The 19,754-nt window shown below is 66.9% G+C and carries 17 protein-coding genes; 15 read left to right on the forward strand and 2 right to left on the reverse strand.

Going from position 1 to position 19,754, the window contains the following annotated elements:
- Positions 1–149 precede the first annotated feature (149 nt).
- Both cycA and CR156_RS22050 read left to right on the forward strand, forming a co-directional pair.
- A complete protein-coding gene (cycA, locus tag CR156_RS22045) occupies positions 150–1,523 on the forward strand; it encodes a D-serine/D-alanine/glycine transporter (RefSeq protein WP_100554607.1) in 1,374 nt (457 codons plus the stop codon).
- A 395-nt stretch (positions 1,524–1,918) separates the two neighbouring features.
- Positions 1,919–2,695, forward strand: a complete 777-nt coding sequence (locus CR156_RS22050) for a lytic transglycosylase domain-containing protein (protein ID WP_100554608.1) — start codon at positions 1,919–1,921, stop codon at positions 2,693–2,695.
- A gap of 7 nt (positions 2,696–2,702) precedes the next feature.
- Here CR156_RS22050 and CR156_RS22055 read toward each other — a convergent pair whose 3' ends face one another.
- Positions 2,703–4,238, reverse strand: a complete 1,536-nt coding sequence (locus CR156_RS22055) for a hypothetical protein (protein ID WP_100554609.1) — start codon at positions 4,236–4,238, stop codon at positions 2,703–2,705.
- A 150-nt stretch (positions 4,239–4,388) separates the two neighbouring features.
- On the opposite strand from CR156_RS22055, the gene CR156_RS22060 reads away from it, so the two are divergent.
- Complete coding sequence (locus CR156_RS22060) at positions 4,389–6,473, forward strand: NHL repeat-containing protein (protein WP_100554684.1); 2,085 nt, start codon at positions 4,389–4,391, stop codon at positions 6,471–6,473.
- Here CR156_RS22060 and CR156_RS22065 read toward each other — a convergent pair.
- Complete coding sequence (locus CR156_RS22065; RefSeq protein WP_089238385.1) at positions 6,451–6,858, reverse strand: YciI family protein; 408 nt, start codon at positions 6,856–6,858, stop codon at positions 6,451–6,453. The genes CR156_RS22060 and CR156_RS22065 overlap by 23 nt on opposite strands.
- Positions 6,859–7,591: 733 nt before the next feature.
- Between CR156_RS22065 and CR156_RS22070 the strand changes: the two genes are divergently transcribed.
- From CR156_RS22070 to CR156_RS22125, 12 genes are all read left to right on the forward strand, one after another.
- Positions 7,592–8,008: a YciI family protein gene (locus tag CR156_RS22070; protein ID WP_100554610.1), complete on the forward strand. Its 417-nt coding sequence runs from the start codon at positions 7,592–7,594 to the stop codon at positions 8,006–8,008.
- Positions 8,009–8,047: 39 nt separating this feature from the next.
- Positions 8,048–8,470 (forward strand): VOC family protein, encoded by a 423-nt coding sequence (locus CR156_RS22075; protein ID WP_049454401.1) that lies wholly within the window; start codon positions 8,048–8,050, stop codon positions 8,468–8,470.
- 37 nt (positions 8,471–8,507) lie between these two features.
- Complete coding sequence (locus tag CR156_RS22080; RefSeq protein ID WP_100554611.1) at positions 8,508–8,918, forward strand: VOC family protein; 411 nt, start codon at positions 8,508–8,510, stop codon at positions 8,916–8,918.
- Between the two features lie 24 nt (positions 8,919–8,942).
- Positions 8,943–9,299 (forward strand): DUF1428 domain-containing protein, encoded by a 357-nt coding sequence (locus CR156_RS22085; protein ID WP_100554612.1) that lies wholly within the window; start codon positions 8,943–8,945, stop codon positions 9,297–9,299.
- Positions 9,300–9,344: 45 nt separating this feature from the next.
- The gene (locus CR156_RS22090) at positions 9,345–10,607 is read left to right on the forward strand and encodes an RNA polymerase sigma factor (protein WP_100554613.1); all 1,263 of its coding nucleotides are present in this window, start codon (positions 9,345–9,347) and stop codon (positions 10,605–10,607) included.
- A gap of 107 nt (positions 10,608–10,714) precedes the next feature.
- Positions 10,715–11,911 (forward strand): hypothetical protein, encoded by a 1,197-nt coding sequence (locus tag CR156_RS22095; RefSeq protein WP_025878385.1) that lies wholly within the window; start codon positions 10,715–10,717, stop codon positions 11,909–11,911.
- The gene (locus CR156_RS22100; protein ID WP_025878386.1) at positions 11,902–13,002 is read left to right on the forward strand and encodes a hypothetical protein; all 1,101 of its coding nucleotides are present in this window, start codon (positions 11,902–11,904) and stop codon (positions 13,000–13,002) included. Before CR156_RS22095 ends, CR156_RS22100 begins: the two co-directional genes overlap by 10 nt.
- A 133-nt stretch (positions 13,003–13,135) precedes the next feature.
- Positions 13,136–13,810 carry a hypothetical protein gene (locus CR156_RS22105; RefSeq protein WP_100554614.1) on the forward strand — a complete coding sequence of 225 codons (675 nt, stop codon included), beginning with the start codon at positions 13,136–13,138 and terminating at the stop codon, positions 13,808–13,810.
- 16 nt (positions 13,811–13,826) lie between these two features.
- Positions 13,827–15,473 (forward strand): CsgG/HfaB family protein, encoded by a 1,647-nt coding sequence (locus CR156_RS22110; RefSeq protein WP_025878388.1) that lies wholly within the window; start codon positions 13,827–13,829, stop codon positions 15,471–15,473.
- Positions 15,474–15,868: 395 nt separating this feature from the next.
- Positions 15,869–17,518, forward strand: coding sequence for a M28 family metallopeptidase (locus CR156_RS22115; RefSeq protein WP_100554615.1), 1,650 nt, complete (start codon positions 15,869–15,871; stop codon positions 17,516–17,518).
- 211 nt (positions 17,519–17,729) lie between these two features.
- Complete coding sequence (locus tag CR156_RS22120; protein WP_100554616.1) at positions 17,730–18,989, forward strand: histidine kinase; 1,260 nt, start codon at positions 17,730–17,732, stop codon at positions 18,987–18,989.
- Positions 18,979–19,749 (forward strand): LytR/AlgR family response regulator transcription factor, encoded by a 771-nt coding sequence (locus CR156_RS22125; protein WP_100554617.1) that lies wholly within the window; start codon positions 18,979–18,981, stop codon positions 19,747–19,749. Before CR156_RS22120 ends, CR156_RS22125 begins: the two co-directional genes overlap by 11 nt.
- The last annotated feature ends 5 nt before the right edge of the window (positions 19,750–19,754 follow it).

A 19,754-nucleotide genomic window follows, 5' to 3' on the forward strand; every position in this document is an offset into this window, starting at 1 on the left:
GCGCCGGGCTGGGCGGAATGGGACAAATGCGGTAACGGGTCACATTGTGGTGAAGGCGACACTTGTTGACGGTCCTGGTCCGTCCGGCGCTGGCGTTGTGGAAGCCGGAGGACTACCGTCGGACGCTTCACCCGCCTCTTCCCGCGCCCATGACCGAGCCCGCCACGCCCCCCGAGAACCTGCGCCGCAGCCTGTCCAACCGTCACCTGCAACTGATCGCCATCGGCGGTGCCATCGGCACCGGCCTGTTCATGGGCTCGGGCAAGACCATCAGCCTGGCCGGCCCGTCCATCGTGTTCGTCTACCTGATCATCGGCGCGATGCTGTTCTTCGTGATGCGGGCGATGGGCGAGCTGCTGCTCTCGAACCTGCAGTACAAATCCTTTATCGATTTCTCCACCGATCTGCTCGGGCCGTGGGCCGGGTTCTTCTGCGGATGGACGTACTGGTTCTGCTGGATCGTCACCGCCATCGCCGATGTGATTGCCATCGCCGCCTATGCGCAGTTCTGGTTCCCCGGGCTGGACGCGTGGATACCCGCTCTGGCCTGCGTGATGCTGTTGCTGGCGCTGAACCTGGTGACAGTGAAGCTGTTCGGCGAAATGGAATTCTGGTTCGCGCTGATCAAGATCGTGGCCATCTGCGCGCTGATCATCACCGGCGCCGGGCTGGTGGCGTGGGGCTTCACCTCGCCCAGCGGGCACACTGCAGCGCTGTCGAACCTGTGGAATGACGGTGGCATGTTCCCGATGGGCCTGGTCGGTTTCTTCGCCGGTTTCCAGATCGCGGTGTTCGCCTTCGTCGGCATCGAACTGGTGGGCACCACCGCTGCGGAAACGGCCGATCCGGAGCGCAACCTGCCCAAGGCGATCAACTCGATCCCGGTGCGCATCATCATCTTCTACGTGCTGGCGCTGATCGCGATCATGGCGGTCACCCCATGGCGCCAGGTGGTGCCGGACAAGAGCCCGTTCGTGCAGCTGTTCGTGCTGGCCGGCATTCCCGCCGCGGCCAGCCTGATCAACTTCGTGGTGCTGACTTCGGCAACATCGTCGGCCAACAGCGGCATCTTCTCCACCAGCCGCATGCTGTTCGGCCTGGCCGAGGAAGGCCATGCACCGCGTGGCCTGTCCAAGCTCTCGCGCGCAGCGGTGCCGGCACGGGGCCTGCTGTTCTCCTGCCTGTGCCTGCTGGGCGGCACCCTGCTGATCTACCTGATCCCCAACCTGGTGACCGCCTTCACCCTGGTGACGACCCTGGCGACGGTGCTGTTCATCTTCGTCTGGTCGCTGATCCTGGTGGCCTACATGGTCTACCGCCGTCGCTACCCCGAACGCCACGCGGCCTCGATCTTCAAGATGCCCGGTGGCGTGGCGATGTGCTGGGCCTGTCTGGTCTTCTTCGCCGCCGTACTGGTACTGCTGAGCCTGCAGGCCGACACCCGCCAGGCCCTGGTGGCTAGCCCCGCATGGTTCGTGCTGCTGGGCGCAGGTTACTGGCTGCGGCGGAAGATGGCGCGGTAATCAGGAAGACCCTCGCCAACAGATCTCACAGCCTCGGTGAGTCCCATCCACGCATGGCGTGGATCCATGTGTCGACCAAGGTCGACACCCACCAACAGCCGCGGGGTCGACACCCACCAACAGCCGCACAGAACACCGTTCCCAGGTCGCGGGGAATTGTCGAAGGCGGGGTGGGTCCGGTTGCGGGGGTGTAAGCGCCATGGATGGCGCGCCCAAGCCCCCAGGGACGGATTCACGGCGCCCCCCGCCACCGGACCCACCCCGCCATCCCACGGATAGCCCGCCGTTGCTGTTGCTGTTGAGGTTGCCGTTGCCTCTGCGGGTGCCGGGCGCCGCCCGGCCGAAACCCCCCATTCACTCATTGTTAGCGGCCGCCGCCGGATCATCCGGCCGCCATGTCCCTCCGTCCCGCCCTCGTCGCGCTGTTGCTGCTGTCTGGCCTGTGGCCAGGGCTGGTCGCTGCGCGCACGGTCTACCGCTGCGTGCAGGGCAGCACGGTCAGCCTCGCCACCGCACCCGAGCCCGGCTCGCGCTGCACGCCGAAGGAGATCGACGACAGCGCCGTGCAGACACCCAACCTGTGGGGCAACATGGGCGTGTTCAGTGGCGTGCTGTACGAGCGCGAGCAGGACGGCAAGCTTGTCTATTCCACCCGCAACCTGCCCGGCTCGCGCGTGTTCCTGAAGTTCACCGTGGCCACGCCACCGGGCGAACCGGCGCATGAAGGCCTCGGCAAGGTCGGCAAGCCCCAGCTGGCCCAGCACGCAAAACAGTTCAAGGCGGCGGCCAAGGCTACCGGTGTCGACGATGCCTGGTTGCGGGCGATCGCCCATGCCGAAAGCAACTTCGACGCGCTGGCGGTGTCCAGCAAGGGCGCGCAGGGCGTGATGCAGCTGATGCCCGATACCGCGCTGGAATACGGCGTGCGCGACCCGTTCTCGCCGCAGCAGTCCATCGACGGCGGTGCCCGCTACATGCGCGCGCTGCTGCGCCGCTACAACGGTGACCGTCCGCTGGCAGCGGCGGCCTACAACGCCGGCATCGGTGCGGTGGCGCGCTACAAGGGCGTGCCACCGTATGCCGAAACCCTCGCCTACGTGGACAAGGTGATGGCCCTGTACACCCGCTATCGCGAGGCGATGGGCATCCGCATCGAAGTACCAGCGAAGTAGCCGGCGCTCAGCGCGACGTGGCGCTGCCCACCAGGTCGTAACGCTCGATGCGGCCGACGCGCGAGACTTCGGCCTGCACATCGGAACGCTGCTTGAGTTCGCGCCAGGCGGCATCGATGCGTACATCGCCCGGCAACGAGGGATACACGCGCATGTCCTGCAGGCTGGCCAGCGCGTCGCTGCGTTCCAACGGCGAACGCAGCTGCTCGATCAGCACGGCTGCGGCCCCATCCAGATCACCTTCTTCCAGCAGCATCTCGCGATAGAAGAGCCGAGCGTCCTTGCGCTGGGCGACGATGACCGCACGTGCTGCGGCGGTAGCGGCGGCATCACCGCGCTCGCGGGCGGCGGCGAAACGGATCAAGGCCTGTGCGGCCTGGCCATAGCCGCTTAGACCGGTCAGCGTCTCCATCGCGGCCTCTGCTTCCTGCGTCTTGCCGAGTGAGTTGAGCACGAAGGCCACGTTCATCTGATGCTCCAGACCATCCGGTCCGAGCGCGCCGATGCGGGCGGCGAGCTTCGCCGTCGCCAGCGCTTCATCGGTGCGTTGCAGGCGCCGCAGTGCCGCGATGCGGCTGTTGAGCAGCCAGGCAATCCATTCCGCCTCGGCGGCAGGCGGCGATTGTCCTTCTGCGGCGGCCTCGGCCAGCGTATCGGTCAGCGCCAGGACTTCCTCGTTGCGATCCAGCATCAGCAGCGTGCTGCTGAAATCCACCATGCGTGCATCCAGGACGCGGTCCAGCAGGCCCGATACACGCAGGGTGTCCAGATGGGCCTGCGCAGCCTTGAGCGGATCGAAGCGTGCATCGGCACGGTCCACGTAGCGGTCGAAACGCTTGTCGCTGCGTACGCGGATCAGTTCGGCGGGGGTGTCGATGCGGGCCAGTGTGGTCGGGATGGCATCGCCGCGCCCGTTGTCGGCCTGCAGCGTTGCCAACGCCAGCCACAGCCCGGTGGGTTCGCTGCCGCCGCTCTTCCAGCCGTTGTCGAACAGCGCCTGCAGCAGCGCCATGCGCTGCGCGGGCTGCTCGCGCAGGTGGTACTGCAGGTAGCTGATGGTGTGGTGGTCGATCGCCAGCGGGCTGTCGGCACGCGCCAGCGCCTGTGTCAGATGCTCGACCGCTGCTGCTGGTTGGTCATCGTTGAGGTCCAGCGACACCAGCGTGGTCAGGATGCTTGCATCGCCCGGCAACGCCAGCAGCGCCTGCTGCAGATAGCGCCGTGCCAGCGCCGGTTGCTTCTGCATGGCCGCCGTCCAGCCGGCAAACTGCGCGGCGCGACCGCGGCGTTCGGCATCGAAGTCGGCCAGCAGCGGGCTCTCCATCAACCGTTGCATGGCGATCAACGCGGCCAGCGTATTGCCGCTGCGCGACTGTTCGATGGCCGTATCCCACTGCTGCGCGTACGCGGCGTGCGCAGCATCCATCGCCGCATCGGGCGGATGCTGCGAGGTAGGAGTGGGCGTGCGGGGCACGTTCGCCGAGGCGGTCGCGCTGGTCAGCGCGGCCAACAGCAGCGCGAGGAGTGGGGTGCAGCGGGGCATGGTGGGCCTCCGTCCATGGAACGGACATTGAACCTGCTGTGGCAGCGCAGGACAAGCGCCGCGAAACAGCCCTGACCATCGGCCATGGCGCTGCACGGGCGCAGCGATTATCGTTCGTGCCTCTTCATGCAAGTACAGGCAAACGGGACGATGGCGCGGTGGCAAGGGATGGCGGTGGGTGCGGTGGTGGTGGCAACAGCGGTGGCCCTGGCGGCAACCTGGTGGGATTTTCCCGCCCCCGGCCCGCAGGCGCCGGCTGGCCCTGTACCGACGCCGCTGGCGTGGACCGCACAGATCGAGCTGCTGGCCGGCGACGGCCATCCGGGTGATCGCGATGGCCCCTCGGCGCAGGCACGCTTCGCCGATCCCTACGCACTGCTGGGCAGTGCCGATGGCAGCGTTTATTTCACCGATGCTGGTGACAACAACCGCATCCGCCGCCGCCTGCCCGACGGTCGTATCGAAACGGTCGCGGGGCAGGGCGAGGGACGTGTTGATGGGCCTGCCCTGCAGGCAAGTTTCAACACCCCTTCGGGCATTGCTGCCGATGCGCAGGGCAATCTGTATGTGGCCGACACCGGCAATCATGCGATCCGGCGCATCAGCACCGATGGACAGGTGACGACGCTGGCCGGTGGCCAGCAGGGCTTCGCCGATGGTCCCGCTGCACAGGCGCGTTTCGATGGACCGATGGGCATCGCCGTGGATGCGCAGGGACAGGTCTATGTGGCCGATACCTGGAACGACCGCATCCGGGTGATCGGTACCGATGGCAACGTGCGTACGCTGGCCGGCGGCGACCGCCCGGGCTTCGCCGACGCGCCCGGTACCGACGCCCGCTTCGATACGCCGGTGGCGCTGGCCTTCGATGCGCACGGCGCACTGCTGGTGGCCGACCTGTTCAACAACGCGATCCGCCGCGTCGGCGCCGATGGCACGGTCAGTACCGCAGTCGGCAAGGGTGAGGTCATCAACGGCCCGCTGTCACTGGCCACCACGCACGACGGTGTGCTGTATGTGGGTGACCTGGACGGGCGCATCGTGCAGGTGACCCCGCAGGGCCATCAACTGGCGCTGCTGGGCAATGACCGCCTGCCACGCCTGGCGCGGCCCAGTGGCCTGGCCGTGGAGGCCGACGGTGCTCTGCTGGTGGCCGACTCCGCAGGCTATCGCCTGCATCGCCTGCGCCCGCTGCCGGTGGGTGAACTGCCTGCACCGGCGCTGGTGGGCCCGGCCTCAGACGCGGCGCTGCCGGACAGCGGTGGGCGCTGGCCGCTGGCACCACAGGACGGCTGGCATGAAGTGGTCGGCACGCTCGGCGAGGTGCGCGGCACCTTCCAGGGCGAGAGCCGCCACCACCTGCACGGCGGCTTCGACGTACGCGGCGATGTCGGCCAGACCGTGCTGGCGATAGCCGAGGGCAAGATCAGCAGCCCGATTGCCGCCTGGAGCCTGGGTGGGCAGGCTGAAGGCCTGGCCGTGGACCGGTTGAAGTACATCCACATGCGCGTCGGTCGTACGCCACGCGGCGAACCGTTCGACGCGCGCTGGCAGCCGCTGTACGCCGAAGACGGCACGCTGGAGCGCATCCGCGTACGGCGTGGCACGCGCATCCACGTGGGCGACCGTCTGGGCAGCATCAACAGCCAGGCGCACGTGCACCTGGCCGTGGGCAATGGTGGTTTCGAGACCAACGCTGTGGCACTGGGGTTCAAGGACTACGCCGACCACTTTGCGCCGCGCATCACCGACGTGGCGCTGCTGGACGACAACGACCAACCGCTGGCTGCCGGCACCGATGGCGTGGTGATGCTGGCCCGGCAGGGACGCGGCGTGCAGATCGTGGTGGAAGCCTGGGACCAGGTGGACAACAACCTGCCACGTCGCCGGCTGGGGCCGTACCAGGTGGGCTACCAGATCCTGGATGCCGCCGGGCAGCCACTGCAGGGCTACGAGCAACCGCGCTGGAACATCGTCTTCAACCGCATGCCGCCGCAGAAGCAGGCAGTGAAAGTGGCCTATGCCCCTGACAGTGGCATCACCGTGCATGGCAGCGCGGTTACCCGCTTCCGCTATCTGGTGACCAACACCGTGCGCGACGGGCTGATGGAAACCGGTCGCTGGCAGCCGGCGGCATTGCCGCCGGGCGAGTACATCGTGCGTGCCAGTGCGCGCGACTACAGCGGCAACGAAGGCGTAGGCCCGCGCGAGATCAGGGTACGGCTGCTGCCATAGCCGCAGCGGGGGCGCCGCAGCGTTCGCGCTCGGCGTCCATGTCCTCCAGCGGCCGCACCTCGATGCTGCCGAAGCGGGCCCATGGGAAGCCCTGCGCGATACGCATGGCCTCATCGCGGTCGTGGGCGACGATCAGGTTGAAGCCAGCCAGCAGTTCGCGGGTTTCGGCGAAGGGACCATCGAGCACCCGGCTGTGGCCATCGCGCACGCGCAGGGTCTGCGCCGATTCGATCGGCTGCAGTTTCTGCGCGGCCAGCAACGTGCCCTCGGCTTGCAGTTTGTCGGCATGGGCGAGGCAGTCGCGCATCAACGTATTGAAGTCGTCGATGGGCAGTGTGCGCAGCAGTGACGGGTCGATGTAGATCAGAAGCAGGTACTGCTGCATGGCGGAGTCCTGGCGGGGGGGCGGGGGTCCATGATCGCGCAGGTTTGCACGGGGGCATGCTGCACTGCGAAAGGCAGAGCGGGAAGCGCGCCTTCGGCGGGGATCGGCGAACGGCGGGGCCCCTCCGTGGTGGGGTGGGTTGGTCGCTGAAAGCTGGCTTCATGAGGGTGGGCCGGGCGGGTGGGATTGGCGGGGACGCCGTGAATCCGTCCCTGGAGGCTTAGCCGCGCCATCCATGGCGCGGATACCCCGCCAACCCCACCCGCCCGGCCCTAGACAGATTCCGGTGGCCGCACCACCACGGGAAATCACAAGCAAGAGCAAAAGCGGGTCGCTTCGCTCGCAAAGCCAAGGCAGCCAGCCAACTGCTGTTGCTGTTGATCTTGCTCTTGCTTCTGCCTTTTTCTTGATCTTCCCGTGGTGGATCGGAGGCAGGAACCTGTCCGTGGCCGGGCGGGTGGGTTGCGCAGGGGCGTAAGCGCCATGGATGGCGCGCCCGAGCCTACAGGGACGTATTCACGGCGTCCCCTGCGCAGCCCACCCGCCCGGCCAACCCGCAGAGATGCAGCTCTTCACGACCAACCGCCACCACGGAGGGGCCCCGCCGTTCGCCGATCCCCGCCGAAGGCGCGCTCTCCGCGACAAAAATAATTTCCCGGAACCTGTCGATCCTCGCGCCCCTGGTTCGTTGTAAGAGAGAAGGGCACGCACCCGCAGCCCAGCGGAGACCGCAATGAAAGTGATGGTGATCGTCAAAGCCAACGCCGATTCTGAAGCCGGGCGCATGCCCAGCGAACAGGAAATGGCCGCCATGGGCGCCTACAACGAACAACTGGTGGCCGCCGGCATCATGCTCGCCGGGGAAGGCCTGCATGCCACCCAGCGTGGCCGCCGTATTCATTTCGGCAGTGGCGCGCCGCGGGTCGAGATCGGCCCGTTCGGCCCGGCCGGCGAGCAGATCGCGGGGTTCTGGCTGTGGGAGGTGCGCTCGCTGGACGAGGCCACTGAATGGGCCAGCCGCGCGCCCTTCAGTGCGGGCGGTGCGCTGGAACTGCGCCCGTTGATCTCCGCCGAAGACTTCGGTGAAGCCTTCACCCCTGAATTACAGCAGCAGGAACAGCGTCTGCGTGAGCAGCTCGACCGCGCCTGAGCACGGTCGCGCATTCATCCCAATCGACGGAGCATTCCCATGAAACTGATTCCCTTCCTCGGCTTCAGCGGCCAGGCCCACGACGCAATGGCGTTCTATGCCAAGGCACTCGGCGGCCAGGTCACGTCGGAAATGAAGTACCGCGACATGCCGCCGTCCGACGGTTCGCCGGGCTGCAATGAGATGCCGGCCGACACGCTCGACCATGTGGCCCACAGCCAGTTGGAGATCGGCAGCGCGATCGTGATGGCGGCCGATGGCCCCGGTGGCGGCGAGGGTGGTTCCACCACCATCAATGTTGATGTCGACAGCATCGAGGAAGCCGAACGCGTGTTCGCCGCGCTGGCCGAAGGTGGCCAGGTGCAGATGCCGATCGCCGAAACCTTCTGGGCGCACCGCTGGGGCATGTTGATCGACCGCTACGGCAAGCCATGGATGGTCAATTGCATGAAGCAGCCCTGATTTTCCTTTTCTCGATCCATCGCAAGGAACCGCACCGATGAGTACACCGCAACCGCAGATGATCTTCGTCAACCTGCCCGTGCAGGATCTGGAAAAAGCCAAGACGTTCTTCGCCGCGCTGGGCTACAGCTTCAACCCGGCCTTCACCGATGAGAACGCCGCCTGCATGGTGGTCAGCGATAGCATCTTCGTGATGCTGCTGGTCAAGCCGTTCTTCCAGCAGTTCACCGCCAAGGGCATCGCCGATGCGCACACGCATACCGAAGTGATCACCTGCCTGTCGGCCGACAGCCGTACGGCGGTGGACACCATGGTGGACAAGGCGCTGGCCGCCGGTGCCAGCGAACCGCAGCCGGCGCGCGACTACGGCTTCATGTACCAGCGCGGCTTCCAGGACCTGGATGGGCATCTCTGGGAAATCGCACACATGGACGGCGAGCCGGGCTGACCGGCCACCGCAGGGAGAATCCCCATGGCTTACGTGGATGCTTACGTGCTGCCGTGCCCGCAGGACAAGGTGGCGGCCTATCGCCGCCTTGCCCGCCAGGCCGGCGCGGTATGGAAGGATCATGGCGCGCTGCAGTACATGGAATGCGTGGCCGATGACGTGCAACCCGGGAAATCGACATCGTTCCCGCAGGCGGTGAAGCTCAAGCCGGGCGAAACGGTGATCGTGGCCTTCGTGGTGTTCCGCACGCGCGCCGCGCGTGATCGCATCAACAAGAAGGTGATGGCCGACCCGCGGCTGGCGCATATCGGCCCCAAGGACATGCCGTTCGATACCAGGCGCATGTTCTGGGGCGGCTTCAAGCCGATCGTGGACGCGTGAACGCCGGCGCTTGTGCAGGCCGGGCCCGCATGCTGTGATCGCTGCATGCACGAGCCCGCCCTGAGCCAGCGCCTGGACACCCTCTGGCGGATGGAATCGCCAGTGTTGATCGCGCGCCTGGCGCGGCTGCTCGGCGGCGACGTCGGTCGTGCCGAAGAGTTGGCCCAGGACACCTGGCTGGCCGCGCTGGAGCGTTGGCCGGTGCAGGGTATCCCGGACAATCCCGGAGCCTGGCTGATGACCACCGCGCGCAACCGTGCCATCGATGTGCTGCGCCAGCACCAGCGGGTGGCGCAGCAGCATGCGCAATGGGGAGAGGAACTGCATCCGGCCGCCTTGCCCGCGCCCGATGACAGCCAGGCCCTGGAAGACGACATCGGCGATGACCTGCTGCGGCTGATGTTCGTGGCGTGTCATCCGGTCCTGCCTGCCGACGCGCGGGTGGCGCTGACCCTGCGCCTGCTGGGCGGGTTGACCACGATCGAAATCGCCCGCGCATTCCTGCAGCCGGAGCCGACCATCGCCCAGCGCATCGTGCGCGCCAAGCGTACGTTGGCGCAGAAGCAGGTGCCCTATGAAGTGCCGCGTGCCGATGCATTGCCGGAGCGACTGGCTTCGGTGCTGGAGGCGATCTACCTGGTGTTCAACGAAGGCTATGCGGCCAGTGCGGGCGACGACTGGATGCGACCGGCATTGTGTGCCGAGGCGCTGCGACTGGCGCGCATCCTCGCCCATCGGATGCCGGCGCCACCGGTGCTTGGCCTGTTGGCGCTGATGGAACTGCAGGCCTCGCGCGCGGCGGCACGGGTGGATGCGCAGGGCGCGCCGATCCTGCTGGACCAGCAGAACCGGGCGCAGTGGGATTGGCTGCAGATTGAACGCGGCCAGCAGGCACTGACGCGCGCAGTGTCCGCAGGCGGCGGCGATGATCCGTATGTGCTGCAGGCACGGATCGCCTTCTGCCATGCCAGTACGCGTCGCGCCGAAGACACCGACTGGGCGCGGATCGCCGCACTGTATGCGCAGTTGCTGCAGGTGATGCCGTCGCCGGTGGTGGCATTGAACCGGGTGGTGGCGGTGTCGCGCAGCGAAGGTGCGTTCGCTGCGTGGGCGCTGTTGCAGCCCTTGCTGGACGAGCCACGACTGCAGGGCTACGCACCGCTGATGGTGGTGCGCGGTGAGCTGCTGCAGCAGCTGGGGCGGGAGCAGGACGCCCGTGACGCATTTGCCTCGGCGGCGGCCCTGAGCCAGAACCTGGCCGAGCGGACCCTGCTGCGGCAACGGGCCGGCCTGCCGCAGGAAAATTGAAGCCGGCAGGGTCAGCACTTGTCGGTTTGCCCCGGAGCGGCTATGTTTCGCGCCCAGCGGGCGTGTTCGCGCCTGTCTTTCGTGTGTCGTGACCGAGGAGCGGTTGGATGTTTTCAAGGACGAAGAGCGCACCGCGCGCTTTTGCGCGCCTGCTTGCCTATGCCCTGTGCCTGGCCGTATGGCCGCTGGCCAGCCAGGCCGCAGACAAATCGCAGCAGGCCTACTGGGCCGGTTTTGCCTATACCGCTGACGCCGCCGCCGTGCAGGCGACCACTCCGCATGCGCATGCAGTGCTGGAGAAGCGTGGCCTGATCCCGCTCAACCAGACCCTGGCACAGGCGCTCAAGCGCCGCGCGCCGGCAAACCTGGAACTGATCGACCAGCCGGTGGCGATGCTCGACGGCACCACCAGTGCCGTGGTCCTGGCCGCTGCGCTGGACCGCGAACTGGTGTCGGTCGAACCGATCGGCGACCAGTACAAGGTGCTGGTGGAAGTGGCCCTGCAGGCGCTGTTCTTCGATTTCCGCGAGCGCCAGGTGATCGCCTCCTATCCGCTCACCCTGCAGCGTATCGACGTGCAGGAGTACCGCCCGGACAGCGACGACATCGACGCGATCGTCGCCGATCTGCTGTACGGCGGTGCCGATACCAGCCTGTCGCAGGTGCTGGCCACGACCCTGGCGCAGGCCAAGCTGCCGGAAGCGGCCACGCGGCGCCTGCAGGTGGGTGCGGTGACCCTGTCCGACGCCACGCTGGCCAAGCTGCCCGACCCGAAGTGGGCCGGTCCGCTGCGTGCCACGCTGGCCCATGAACTGTCCAAGACGCTGTCGTCCAATACCGGTGTCGGCCTGCTGCCGCCGGCCTCGGGCCAGGCGATCGGCGGTGCCATGGCTGCGCGCTTTGCCGACGGCAAGGTCTACCAGCTGAAGATCCCCGAAGCGGACTACGTCATCAGCCTGCAGGTGGATGCGCTGAAGAACGGTGTCATCAGTGAAACGCCGGCGATGAAGACGATGCTGTTCGGCGCCTTCTTCACTGCCAAGGTCACCGAGCCGTTCTCCGGCAAGGTGTACTTCGAACAACCGCTGCGCAAGGGCGCCACCAAGGTGGTGCCGGTCACGCAGTGGCAGGTCGACCAGTGGTCGGCCAGCTACGAAACCCTGCTGGCCGGCTTCGATGCCTTCGCCGGCGCCGCCGCCAAGCGTGCCGATTCGCGCGCCTGGCTGGACGAGCAGAAGCCGGGCGGACGCCCGCTGCAGCAACAGACCCAAGCCCTCCAGGAGTTGATCAAATCATGTCGCTGATGCGTACCATCCTGCTCATCCTCATTGCCCTGGCGGTGGCCTCGCCGGTCGCCGCGCAGACCGCCAGCTCGCGCGGTACCGGTTCGGCCAGCTACAGCCTGCGCCTGAGTGCCGATACCCGTGCCCAGGCCCTGAACAAGGCCAAGGCCAATGCACTGGAGGCGTACATCGCCGAATCCGGTGCGGCCAAGCTGCGCCTGTTCGAATCGCGCCGCGCCGAATTCCTCGGTGAAATCGACCGTTACGTGCTCAGCGCCGTGCAGCTGTCGGACAACGAAGACAAGAAGGCCAAGACCTACAGCGTCACCGTCCGCGCCGAAATCAACACCACTCTGCTGCAGACCAAGCTGGATGCCGGTTCGGCCGTGGCCGGTGCCACCGCGGCGCAGCGCTCGCTGCTGACCTTCCTGTTCATGGCGCGCTCGCAGGACACCGTGCAGTCGTTCCAGGACAAGGAATACCGTCGCGTCGATGCCAGCAGCAGCTACAGCGAGAACACCCGTGAAGGCGACAGCTTCCGCGGCAACTCGGTCAGCACCAACGGCAGCATCAACCAGAACGGCTCGGTGTCGGTCACCAGCGGCGGCAGCACCACCGCGCGCAGCGACAACATCAGCTGGAAGGTGGCCAACGCTGCCGAAGTCAACACGGCCATGACCGGTGCCTTCAGCGCCGCCGGCTACGAAGTGGTTGAAGCCGAATACGTGGAAGGCGAATCGCGCGGCCTGCTCAGCATCGAGCGCATCCGCAAGGACTTCAGCACCGGCAACGATCTGTCCGCCGCCACCCTGCGCGATACCGCCAACGGCATCCGCGCGGCGAACATCCCGTACATCGCCGTCGGCACCCTCGACGTCGGCATGCGCGACCGTGATCCGGCCAGCGGCAACACCCGCGTGTTCGTCACCGTCACCGGCAAGGTGCTGGACGTGACCGGCCGCTTCCCGCGCACCGTGTCGTCGGTGGGCCCGGTGCAGTTCTCCGGTACCGGCCCGAACGAAACCGTCGCCCGTACCAATGCGCTGCAGCTGGCCGCCGAAAAGGCTGCCCAGCAGATGATCAACGAGCTGAACGTCAAGGCGGTCCGCTGACGTTACCGCTGCGCTCGCCGGGCATGGCCCGGCGCTACCGGCTCTGGTGGGTGCCGAGCCTGCTCGGCATCGCCGCCAAATTCGCGTCTTTCCACGTGCCGCATCGCGGCCGTCTCTCCCAAAGGAATCTTCCATGATCCGCAATACCGCTCTCGTCGTTGCCATCGCGGCCGCTACCCTGTCGATGCCGGCGCACGCCCAGTTCGGCAAGCTGAAGGACATCGCCGGCGCCGCTACCGGCACCTCCAGCAGCAGCACCAGCGCTGCCGCCCCGGACGAAGCCGCGCAGGAAGCGCTGGTCCGTCGTTTCGTCAGCTCGCAGTCGCACTCGCTGCAGGCGCAGACCTCCTTCGCCCGCGCCTTCGGTCTGGCCGAGCAGGTGCAGCTGCTGGAAGCCGAGCGCCAGGCACTGTCGTCGGGTTCGGTGAACGTTGATGCGATGAAGAAGTCGGTCTCGGTCAGCCAGGCTGCACAGGCCGCCATCGACGAGCGCCAGGCCGCACAGCCGGAACTGAACGCTGAATCCAAGCAGCACTACGCCGAAGGCCTGGTCTCGCTGCTGTCCTCGGCTGCCGAAGCCCAGAAGCTGAGCGGCGAAGCCAGCGGCTTTGCGGCCGGCATGAAGAACCTGGGCGCCACCCAGATGGCCACCGTTGGCCGCAAGCTGGCTGCGGGTGCCTGGGTTGCGAAGGAATCGCCGGGCTTCATCAAGGGCCTGTACGGCTCGACCAAGTCGGCCGTGACCTTCGCCAAGAAGAGCAAGGTGAAGGTGCCGTCCAACGCCGATTCGATGCTGGATTCGCTCTGATAAGAGGCAGCTCCGCATGCGTACGACGACTCGATTGATCGGCCTGGGCCTGGCCGCGGCCCTGCTGGCAGCCTGCGGCAAGCAGGATGCACCGGCAGAAACCGCACCCGCCAAGGACAAGGCCGCCAGTGCACTGGCCAGCAATGCGCCGGTGCAGGAAGCACCCCTGCGTGGCACGCCGGATTTCGGCGGCACCACCCAGGTCGCGCGCGAAGCCGACGGTATCGGCAGCACCCCGGAACTGGCGGTGCTGGCGGCATTGCAGTCGGCCGTGGCCCAGGTCAACGGCGTACGCGTGGCCAGCCAGATGCAGAGCCTGCGCGCAGGCCTGCATGTGGACGTGGACGGTGAACACGTCGGCGATATCCGCGCCGACGCGTTCTCCCAGCAGATGATTGCCGGCTCGCAGGGCGCGGTGCTGGGCTATGAAATCCTCTCGCAGGATGAAGTGAGCCAGCTCGACGAAGAAACCATCGCCCGCGTGCGCGCCAGCGACGAAGGCTGGAGCTTCAAGGGTTCGGCCTCGGCCAGCGCCTCCGGCGAAGCCTCCGCCAAGGGCGGCTCGGCATCGGCCAGCGTCAAGGAAAACTACGAAGAACAGGTCAAGGTCGACGCCAAGCGCGGTGCCAGCTCCTTCGATTCGGACGTCACCCGGCGCAGCATGCGCAGCTACTGGAAGGTGCGTGTACGCGCGCAGATTGCCCAGTACCGTGCACCGGATGAAGAGGGCAAGCCGAAGATCGTGGTGGCGCTGCCGCGTACCAAGTCGGGCAGTTATGCCGTTGGCGATGGCCGGGTGAATGCCGACGAGGTCGCCCAGGCGATCCGCGCGCGGCTGTCCGACACGCTTACCCAGACCCAGCGCTTCATCGTGCTGGACCGCGAGTTCGGCGACGAACTGCAGGCCGAGATCGACCACATCAACAGTGGCAACGTGCGCCTGCAGGACACCGCACGCGTTGGCCAGCAGCTGGCGACCGACCTGATCCTGATTCCGACCATCGAACGTTTCGAGTACCCGCGCAGCGTGCGCAACCTGCGCATGTCCGATCGCCAGGTGACCTCGTACTCCGGTGGCGGCCGCATCACCCTGCGCCTGGTCAACGCCACCACCGGCCAGGTGGTGATGTCCGACAGCTTCGACCACCAGCTGGCCTCGACCGGCCCGAGCACGCTGCCGCGCGTGGTCAACGGCCGCAGCATGGCTGCCTCGATGATGGATTCGCTGTCCGGCCAGATCGGCAGCACGATCGTCACCACGCTGTTCCCGGTGTCGGTGGTGTCCGTCGATGGCGACCAGGTCGTGCTGAGCCAGGGCGGTGACACCGTGCAGGTCGGTCAGCGCTGGCAGGCCGTGCGCCTGGGCGAAGAGCTGAAGGACCCGCAGACCGGCCGCTCGCTCGGCCGCAGCGAGCATCCGTGCTGCACCATCCGCATCGACCGTGTTGCCGCGCAGACCTCCTACGGCACCCTGGAAGAGGGCGTGGACGCGATGCGCGGTGGTTTCCGCCCGGGCCAGATCGAACTGCGCCAGAAGCTGGGCAGCAAGCCCAAGGCAGCTGCCGGCGCAACCGCATCGGCCGCCCCGGCCGCCGCAGCGCGCCCGGCCAGCAAGCCGAAGCCCAAGCCCGCCGCCGCCCCGGCTGAAGACCCGAACTGGTAACACGTCCAAGCAACACACAGATGGGGTCAGATCCCTTTCCCGCCGGGAAAGGGATCTGACCCCTTCTTGTTTTCGTTTCCACGACATCATCCACGCATGGCGTGGATCTACGTGTCGACCAAGGTCGACACCTACCAACAGCAGCGGTATCAGCAGCAGCGGGAAACTGTCGAAGGCGGGGTGGGGCAGCGTGCGGGGGCGTGAGCCGCATGGATGCGGCGACCGAGCTTACATGGATGTACTTGCAGCGGCCCCCGCACGCTGCCCCACCCCGCCTACCCTCAGGAAACCAGCTTCTGCTGTTGCTTCGGCTGTTGCCGTTGTTTCGGCGGGTCCCGGGCGCCGCCCGGGCGAACCCCTTACACTCCAGAACGATTTCCCTGCTGGAGAGAGCAATGAAGCGAGTAGTACTGGGCGTGCTGGCCCTGTCGGTGTCGAGCGCACTGATGGCGGCCACCCCGAAATTCGATGGCGCGCGGATCTCCGCCGACGTCAAGGAACTGGCCTCCGACGCCTACGAAGGCCGCTCACCGGCCACCGCCGGCGAAGAAAAGACCATCGCCTTCCTCAGCAAGCAGTTCGCCGATGCCGGCCTGCAGCCCGGTGGTGACCTGAAGGACGGCAAGCGCCTGTGGACCCAGGCCGTGCCGCTGCGCAAGGGCGACATCGTCGGTACCCCGCAGCTGTCGCTGCAGCAGGGCGGCAAGACCATCACGCTGGAACAGGGCAAGCAGATTGCCGTGCGTGCAGCCATGAACGGCGCCACCAACGTGGATATCAGCAAGGCACCGCTGGTGTTTCTCGGCTATGGCGTGAAGGCGCCGGAGCGCAACTGGGACGACTTCAAGGGCGTGGACCTGAAGGGCAAGATCGCCGTCGTGCTGATCAACGACCCGGACTTCGAGACCGGCAAGGGCGACTTCGATGGCAAGGGCATGACCTGGTATGGCCGTTGGCCGTACAAGTACGAAGAAGGCGCACGCCAGGGCGCACTCGGTGTGCTGATCGTGCATGAGACCGCACCGGCCTCGTATGGCTGGGCCACGGTGGCCGGCTCCAACACCAACACCATGTTCGACGTGGTGCGCGACAACCCGGCCGACAGCCACCCGCTGCTGGAAGGCTGGATCCAGCGCGATCTGGCGGTGGAACTGTTCCGCTCGGCCGGGCAGGATTTCGAAGCATTGAAGAAGAAGGCGCAGCAGCGCGACTTCACTCCGGTCACGCTGACCGGCGCCAGCCTGGATGCGAAGTACGCGGTCAAGACCGAAGTGATCACCTCGCACAACGTGGCCGCGCGCCTGGAAGGCAGCACGCATGCGGACGAGACCATCATCTACAGCGCGCACTGGGACCACATCGGCGTGGGCGAACCGGATGCACGCGGCGACCGCATCTTCAACGGCGCGCTGGACAATGCCAGCGGCACCGCCTCGCTGATCGAACTGGCGCGCGGTTTCGCCAAGGCCCCGCGTCCGCAGCGTTCGGTCGTGTTCCTGGCAGTGACGGCCGAGGAGAAGGGCCTGCTGGGTTCGGAGTACTACGCAACGCATCCGCTGTATCCGCTGGAAAAGACCGTGGCGATGATCAACATGGATGGCATGGCGCCGTTCGGTCCGTCGCGCGATTTCGGCATCTACGGCGCGGCGCGCTTCGAACTGCTGGACCAGTTGAAGGATGTGGCCAAGGGCTGGGACATCCGCTACACGCCGGACCCGAAGCCGGAGGCCGGCCTGTTCTTCCGCTCCGACCACTTCCCGTTCGCCAAGCGTGGCGTGCCGGCGCTGTCCTGGTCGGCAGGGCAGGACTGGGTGGACGGTGGCGTCGCGGCGGGCAAGAAGGCGTCCGAGGACTACACCGCCAAGCGTTACCACCAGCAGGGCGACGAGTGGCAGCCGGACTGGGTGTTCGCCGGCGCCGCGCGCGACCTGGAAGTGCTGTACACCCTGGGCAACCAGTTGGCCAACTCGCGCAGCTGGCCGAACTGGAGCAAGGACGAGGCGTTCCGCGCCGTGCGTGACGCCAGCGCCGACCAGCGCAAATAAGGGAAGGCGCCGGGTCCGCCCGGCGCCTCCCAGGTAGTGCCGGCCGCTGGCCGGCAACCCTGTGGTGCTTGCGGAGGCAATGGGGAGCCGGCCAGCGGCCGGCACTACGTACGGGGCTTCCATCCACCCTTTCCCGCCCTTCGTCGCACACCGCTTGTTTGCCCGAAGGGCCGCTCTATGCTCGGCTCACCCCTTCCACCAAGGCGCCGCCGTGATCGCCAGCTTCTCCCTCATCATCCGTCACCTGCTGGCCTGGGCCGCGGCGCTGTTCGTTGCCGGCATGGTCTGGAGCGGCATCTTCAGCGGCATGAACGACGGCCCGGGCTGGGTGTTCGGGCTGCTGGTGATGTTCCTGATGATCTCCGCGCTGGGCAGCGCGATCACCCACGTGCGCCGGGTCTGGCTGGTGGCCGGTCGCCTCGATGGCGCCACGCTGTCCGGCCGCCAGCGCCGGCAGATCGAACTGCCGATGGATGCCGGCCAGGCCTTTGCGGTGGTCGAAGCAGCCGTCGGCGAACTGCCACGGGTGGAAGAGGTGGAGAGTTCTGCCGGCAGCCTGCAGGTGCGTGCCTATGTGCGGCGCGTCGACCTGTGGAACGGTCGGCAACCATCGCGCTGGAACCTGCCTGCGCGGCTGGCGATCAAGCGCAACAGCGTGCTGGCCACGGTTACGCCGGGGCAGGGCACCAGCACCGTCACCCTGCTGTTCGAACCGGACGCCGGCTGGTGGGCCGATCTGCTGGCACTGGATGAAGGCAGCAACTATGAGAACGCCGAAGCGGTGACCCGTGCGATCAGCCGCCGTGTGGCCGACCAGCGCCGCGACGAGCAGGCCGCCGCCGAACAGACCCAGGTGGAAAAGGAACTGTCCGTCGCGCGCTTGAACCTGCTGCACGCGCAGGTCGAGCCGCACTTCCTGTACAACTCGCTGGCCAACGCCCAGGTGCTGACCCGCACCGACCCCGCGCGCGCCGAGCAGATGCTGGGCCACCTGATCCAGTACCTGCGCAGTTCGCTGCCGCAGGTGGATGAATCGATGTCCACGCTGGGCGTGGAGCTGGAACGTACCCGCGCCTACCTGGAAATCCTGCGCATCCGCATGGGCGCACGGCTGGCGGTGGAAGTGCAGGTGCCCACCGAACTGCACGAAGTGAAGCTGCCGGCGATGGCGCTGCAGACATTGGTCGAGAACGCGATCAAGCACGGCCTGGAACCCAAGCCCGGTGGCGGTACGGTCTGGATCCTCGCGCGCGGTTTCGATGACCACGTCACCGTGACCGTTGCCGACGATGGGCTCGGCTTCGGCCAGGGCACCAGCGGTACCGGCATCGGTCTGAAGAACCTGCGCGAACGTTTGCGCCTGACCTGCGGAGAGCAGGCTGGGGTAGCGATCGTGGCCAATTTCCCCAGCGGTGTAGCCGCCACCATGACCCTGCCGCAGTCGGCCAAGGAACCCCGCCATGCCGCTTGAAGCGCTGATTGCCGAAGATGAAGAGCTGCTGCGGCACTCGCTGGTCGAGCAGCTCGGGCGGCTGTGGCCGGAGCTGAAGCTGGTGGCCGAATGCGAAGACGGTGCCAGTGCGCTGGAACAGCTGGCCGAGAAGCAGCCGGACATCGCCTTCCTCGACATCCGCATGCCCGGCATCAGCGGCATCGAAGTGGCGCGGTCATTGGCCGAACTGAGCCCGCGAACCCAGGTGGTGTTCGTTACCGCCTACGACCAGTACGCCATCGATGCCTTCGAGCAGGGCGCGATGGATTACCTGCTCAAGCCAGTCAGCGACGAGCGGCTGCTGGCCACGCGCGACCGCATTCTTTCGCGGCTGCCATCCACGCGCCAGGACGATGCGGTGCTGGAGCGCCTGCTGCAGCGCCTGGGTGCAGGCCCGGTCGCCAACGATCGGCCGCCGCTGGCCTGGATCACCGCCAGCAACGGTCGCGATACGCAACTGATCATGCTCGACGATGTGGTCTATTTCCGCGCTGACAACAAGTACACCACGGTGGTCACCGCTGCCGGCGAAAGCCTGCTGCGTACACCGCTGCGCGAGCTGCTGGAAGTGCTCGATCCGCAGCACTTCCGCCAGGTGCACCGCTCCACCATCGTCAACATGAAGGCCGTCGCAGCGGTCAGCCGCGATGACACCGGGCGCGGTGTGCTGCGCCTGCGCCAGCGTGCGGAAACGCTGGTGGTCAGCCAGCCATTCATGAGCCTGTTCCGCGGCATGTAGCCGTG

This window comes from Stenotrophomonas lactitubi (assembly GCF_002803515.1).
GTDB classification, from domain to species: domain Bacteria; phylum Pseudomonadota; class Gammaproteobacteria; order Xanthomonadales; family Xanthomonadaceae; genus Stenotrophomonas; species Stenotrophomonas lactitubi.

Bases quoted from the DNA above. Each gene is read 5' to 3' on its own strand.
- CR156_RS22075 (WP_049454401.1), top strand. From the start codon at position 8,048: ATGAAACTGATTCCCTTCCTCGGCTTCAGCGGCCAGGCCCACGACGCA.
- cycA (WP_100554607.1), top strand. From the start codon at position 150: ATGACCGAGCCCGCCACGCCCCCCGAGAACCTGCGCCGCAGCCTGTCC.
- CR156_RS22085 (WP_100554612.1), top strand. From the start codon at position 8,943: ATGGCTTACGTGGATGCTTACGTGCTGCCGTGCCCGCAGGACAAGGTG.
- CR156_RS22080 (WP_100554611.1), top strand. From the start codon at position 8,508: ATGAGTACACCGCAACCGCAGATGATCTTCGTCAACCTGCCCGTGCAG.
- CR156_RS22060 (WP_100554684.1), top strand. From the start codon at position 4,389: ATGGCGCGGTGGCAAGGGATGGCGGTGGGTGCGGTGGTGGTGGCAACA.
- CR156_RS22095 (WP_025878385.1), top strand. From the start codon at position 10,715: ATGTTTTCAAGGACGAAGAGCGCACCGCGCGCTTTTGCGCGCCTGCTT.
- CR156_RS22090 (WP_100554613.1), top strand. From the start codon at position 9,345: ATGCACGAGCCCGCCCTGAGCCAGCGCCTGGACACCCTCTGGCGGATG.
- CR156_RS22125 (WP_100554617.1), top strand. From the start codon at position 18,979: ATGCCGCTTGAAGCGCTGATTGCCGAAGATGAAGAGCTGCTGCGGCAC.
- CR156_RS22105 (WP_100554614.1), top strand. From the start codon at position 13,136: ATGATCCGCAATACCGCTCTCGTCGTTGCCATCGCGGCCGCTACCCTG.
- CR156_RS22115 (WP_100554615.1), top strand. From the start codon at position 15,869: ATGAAGCGAGTAGTACTGGGCGTGCTGGCCCTGTCGGTGTCGAGCGCA.
- CR156_RS22050 (WP_100554608.1), top strand. From the start codon at position 1,919: ATGTCCCTCCGTCCCGCCCTCGTCGCGCTGTTGCTGCTGTCTGGCCTG.
- CR156_RS22110 (WP_025878388.1), top strand. From the start codon at position 13,827: ATGCGTACGACGACTCGATTGATCGGCCTGGGCCTGGCCGCGGCCCTG.
- CR156_RS22100 (WP_025878386.1), top strand. From the start codon at position 11,902: ATGTCGCTGATGCGTACCATCCTGCTCATCCTCATTGCCCTGGCGGTG.
- CR156_RS22065 (WP_089238385.1), bottom strand. From the start codon at position 6,858: ATGCAGCAGTACCTGCTTCTGATCTACATCGACCCGTCACTGCTGCGC.
- CR156_RS22055 (WP_100554609.1), bottom strand. From the start codon at position 4,238: ATGCCCCGCTGCACCCCACTCCTCGCGCTGCTGTTGGCCGCGCTGACC.
- CR156_RS22070 (WP_100554610.1), top strand. From the start codon at position 7,592: ATGAAAGTGATGGTGATCGTCAAAGCCAACGCCGATTCTGAAGCCGGG.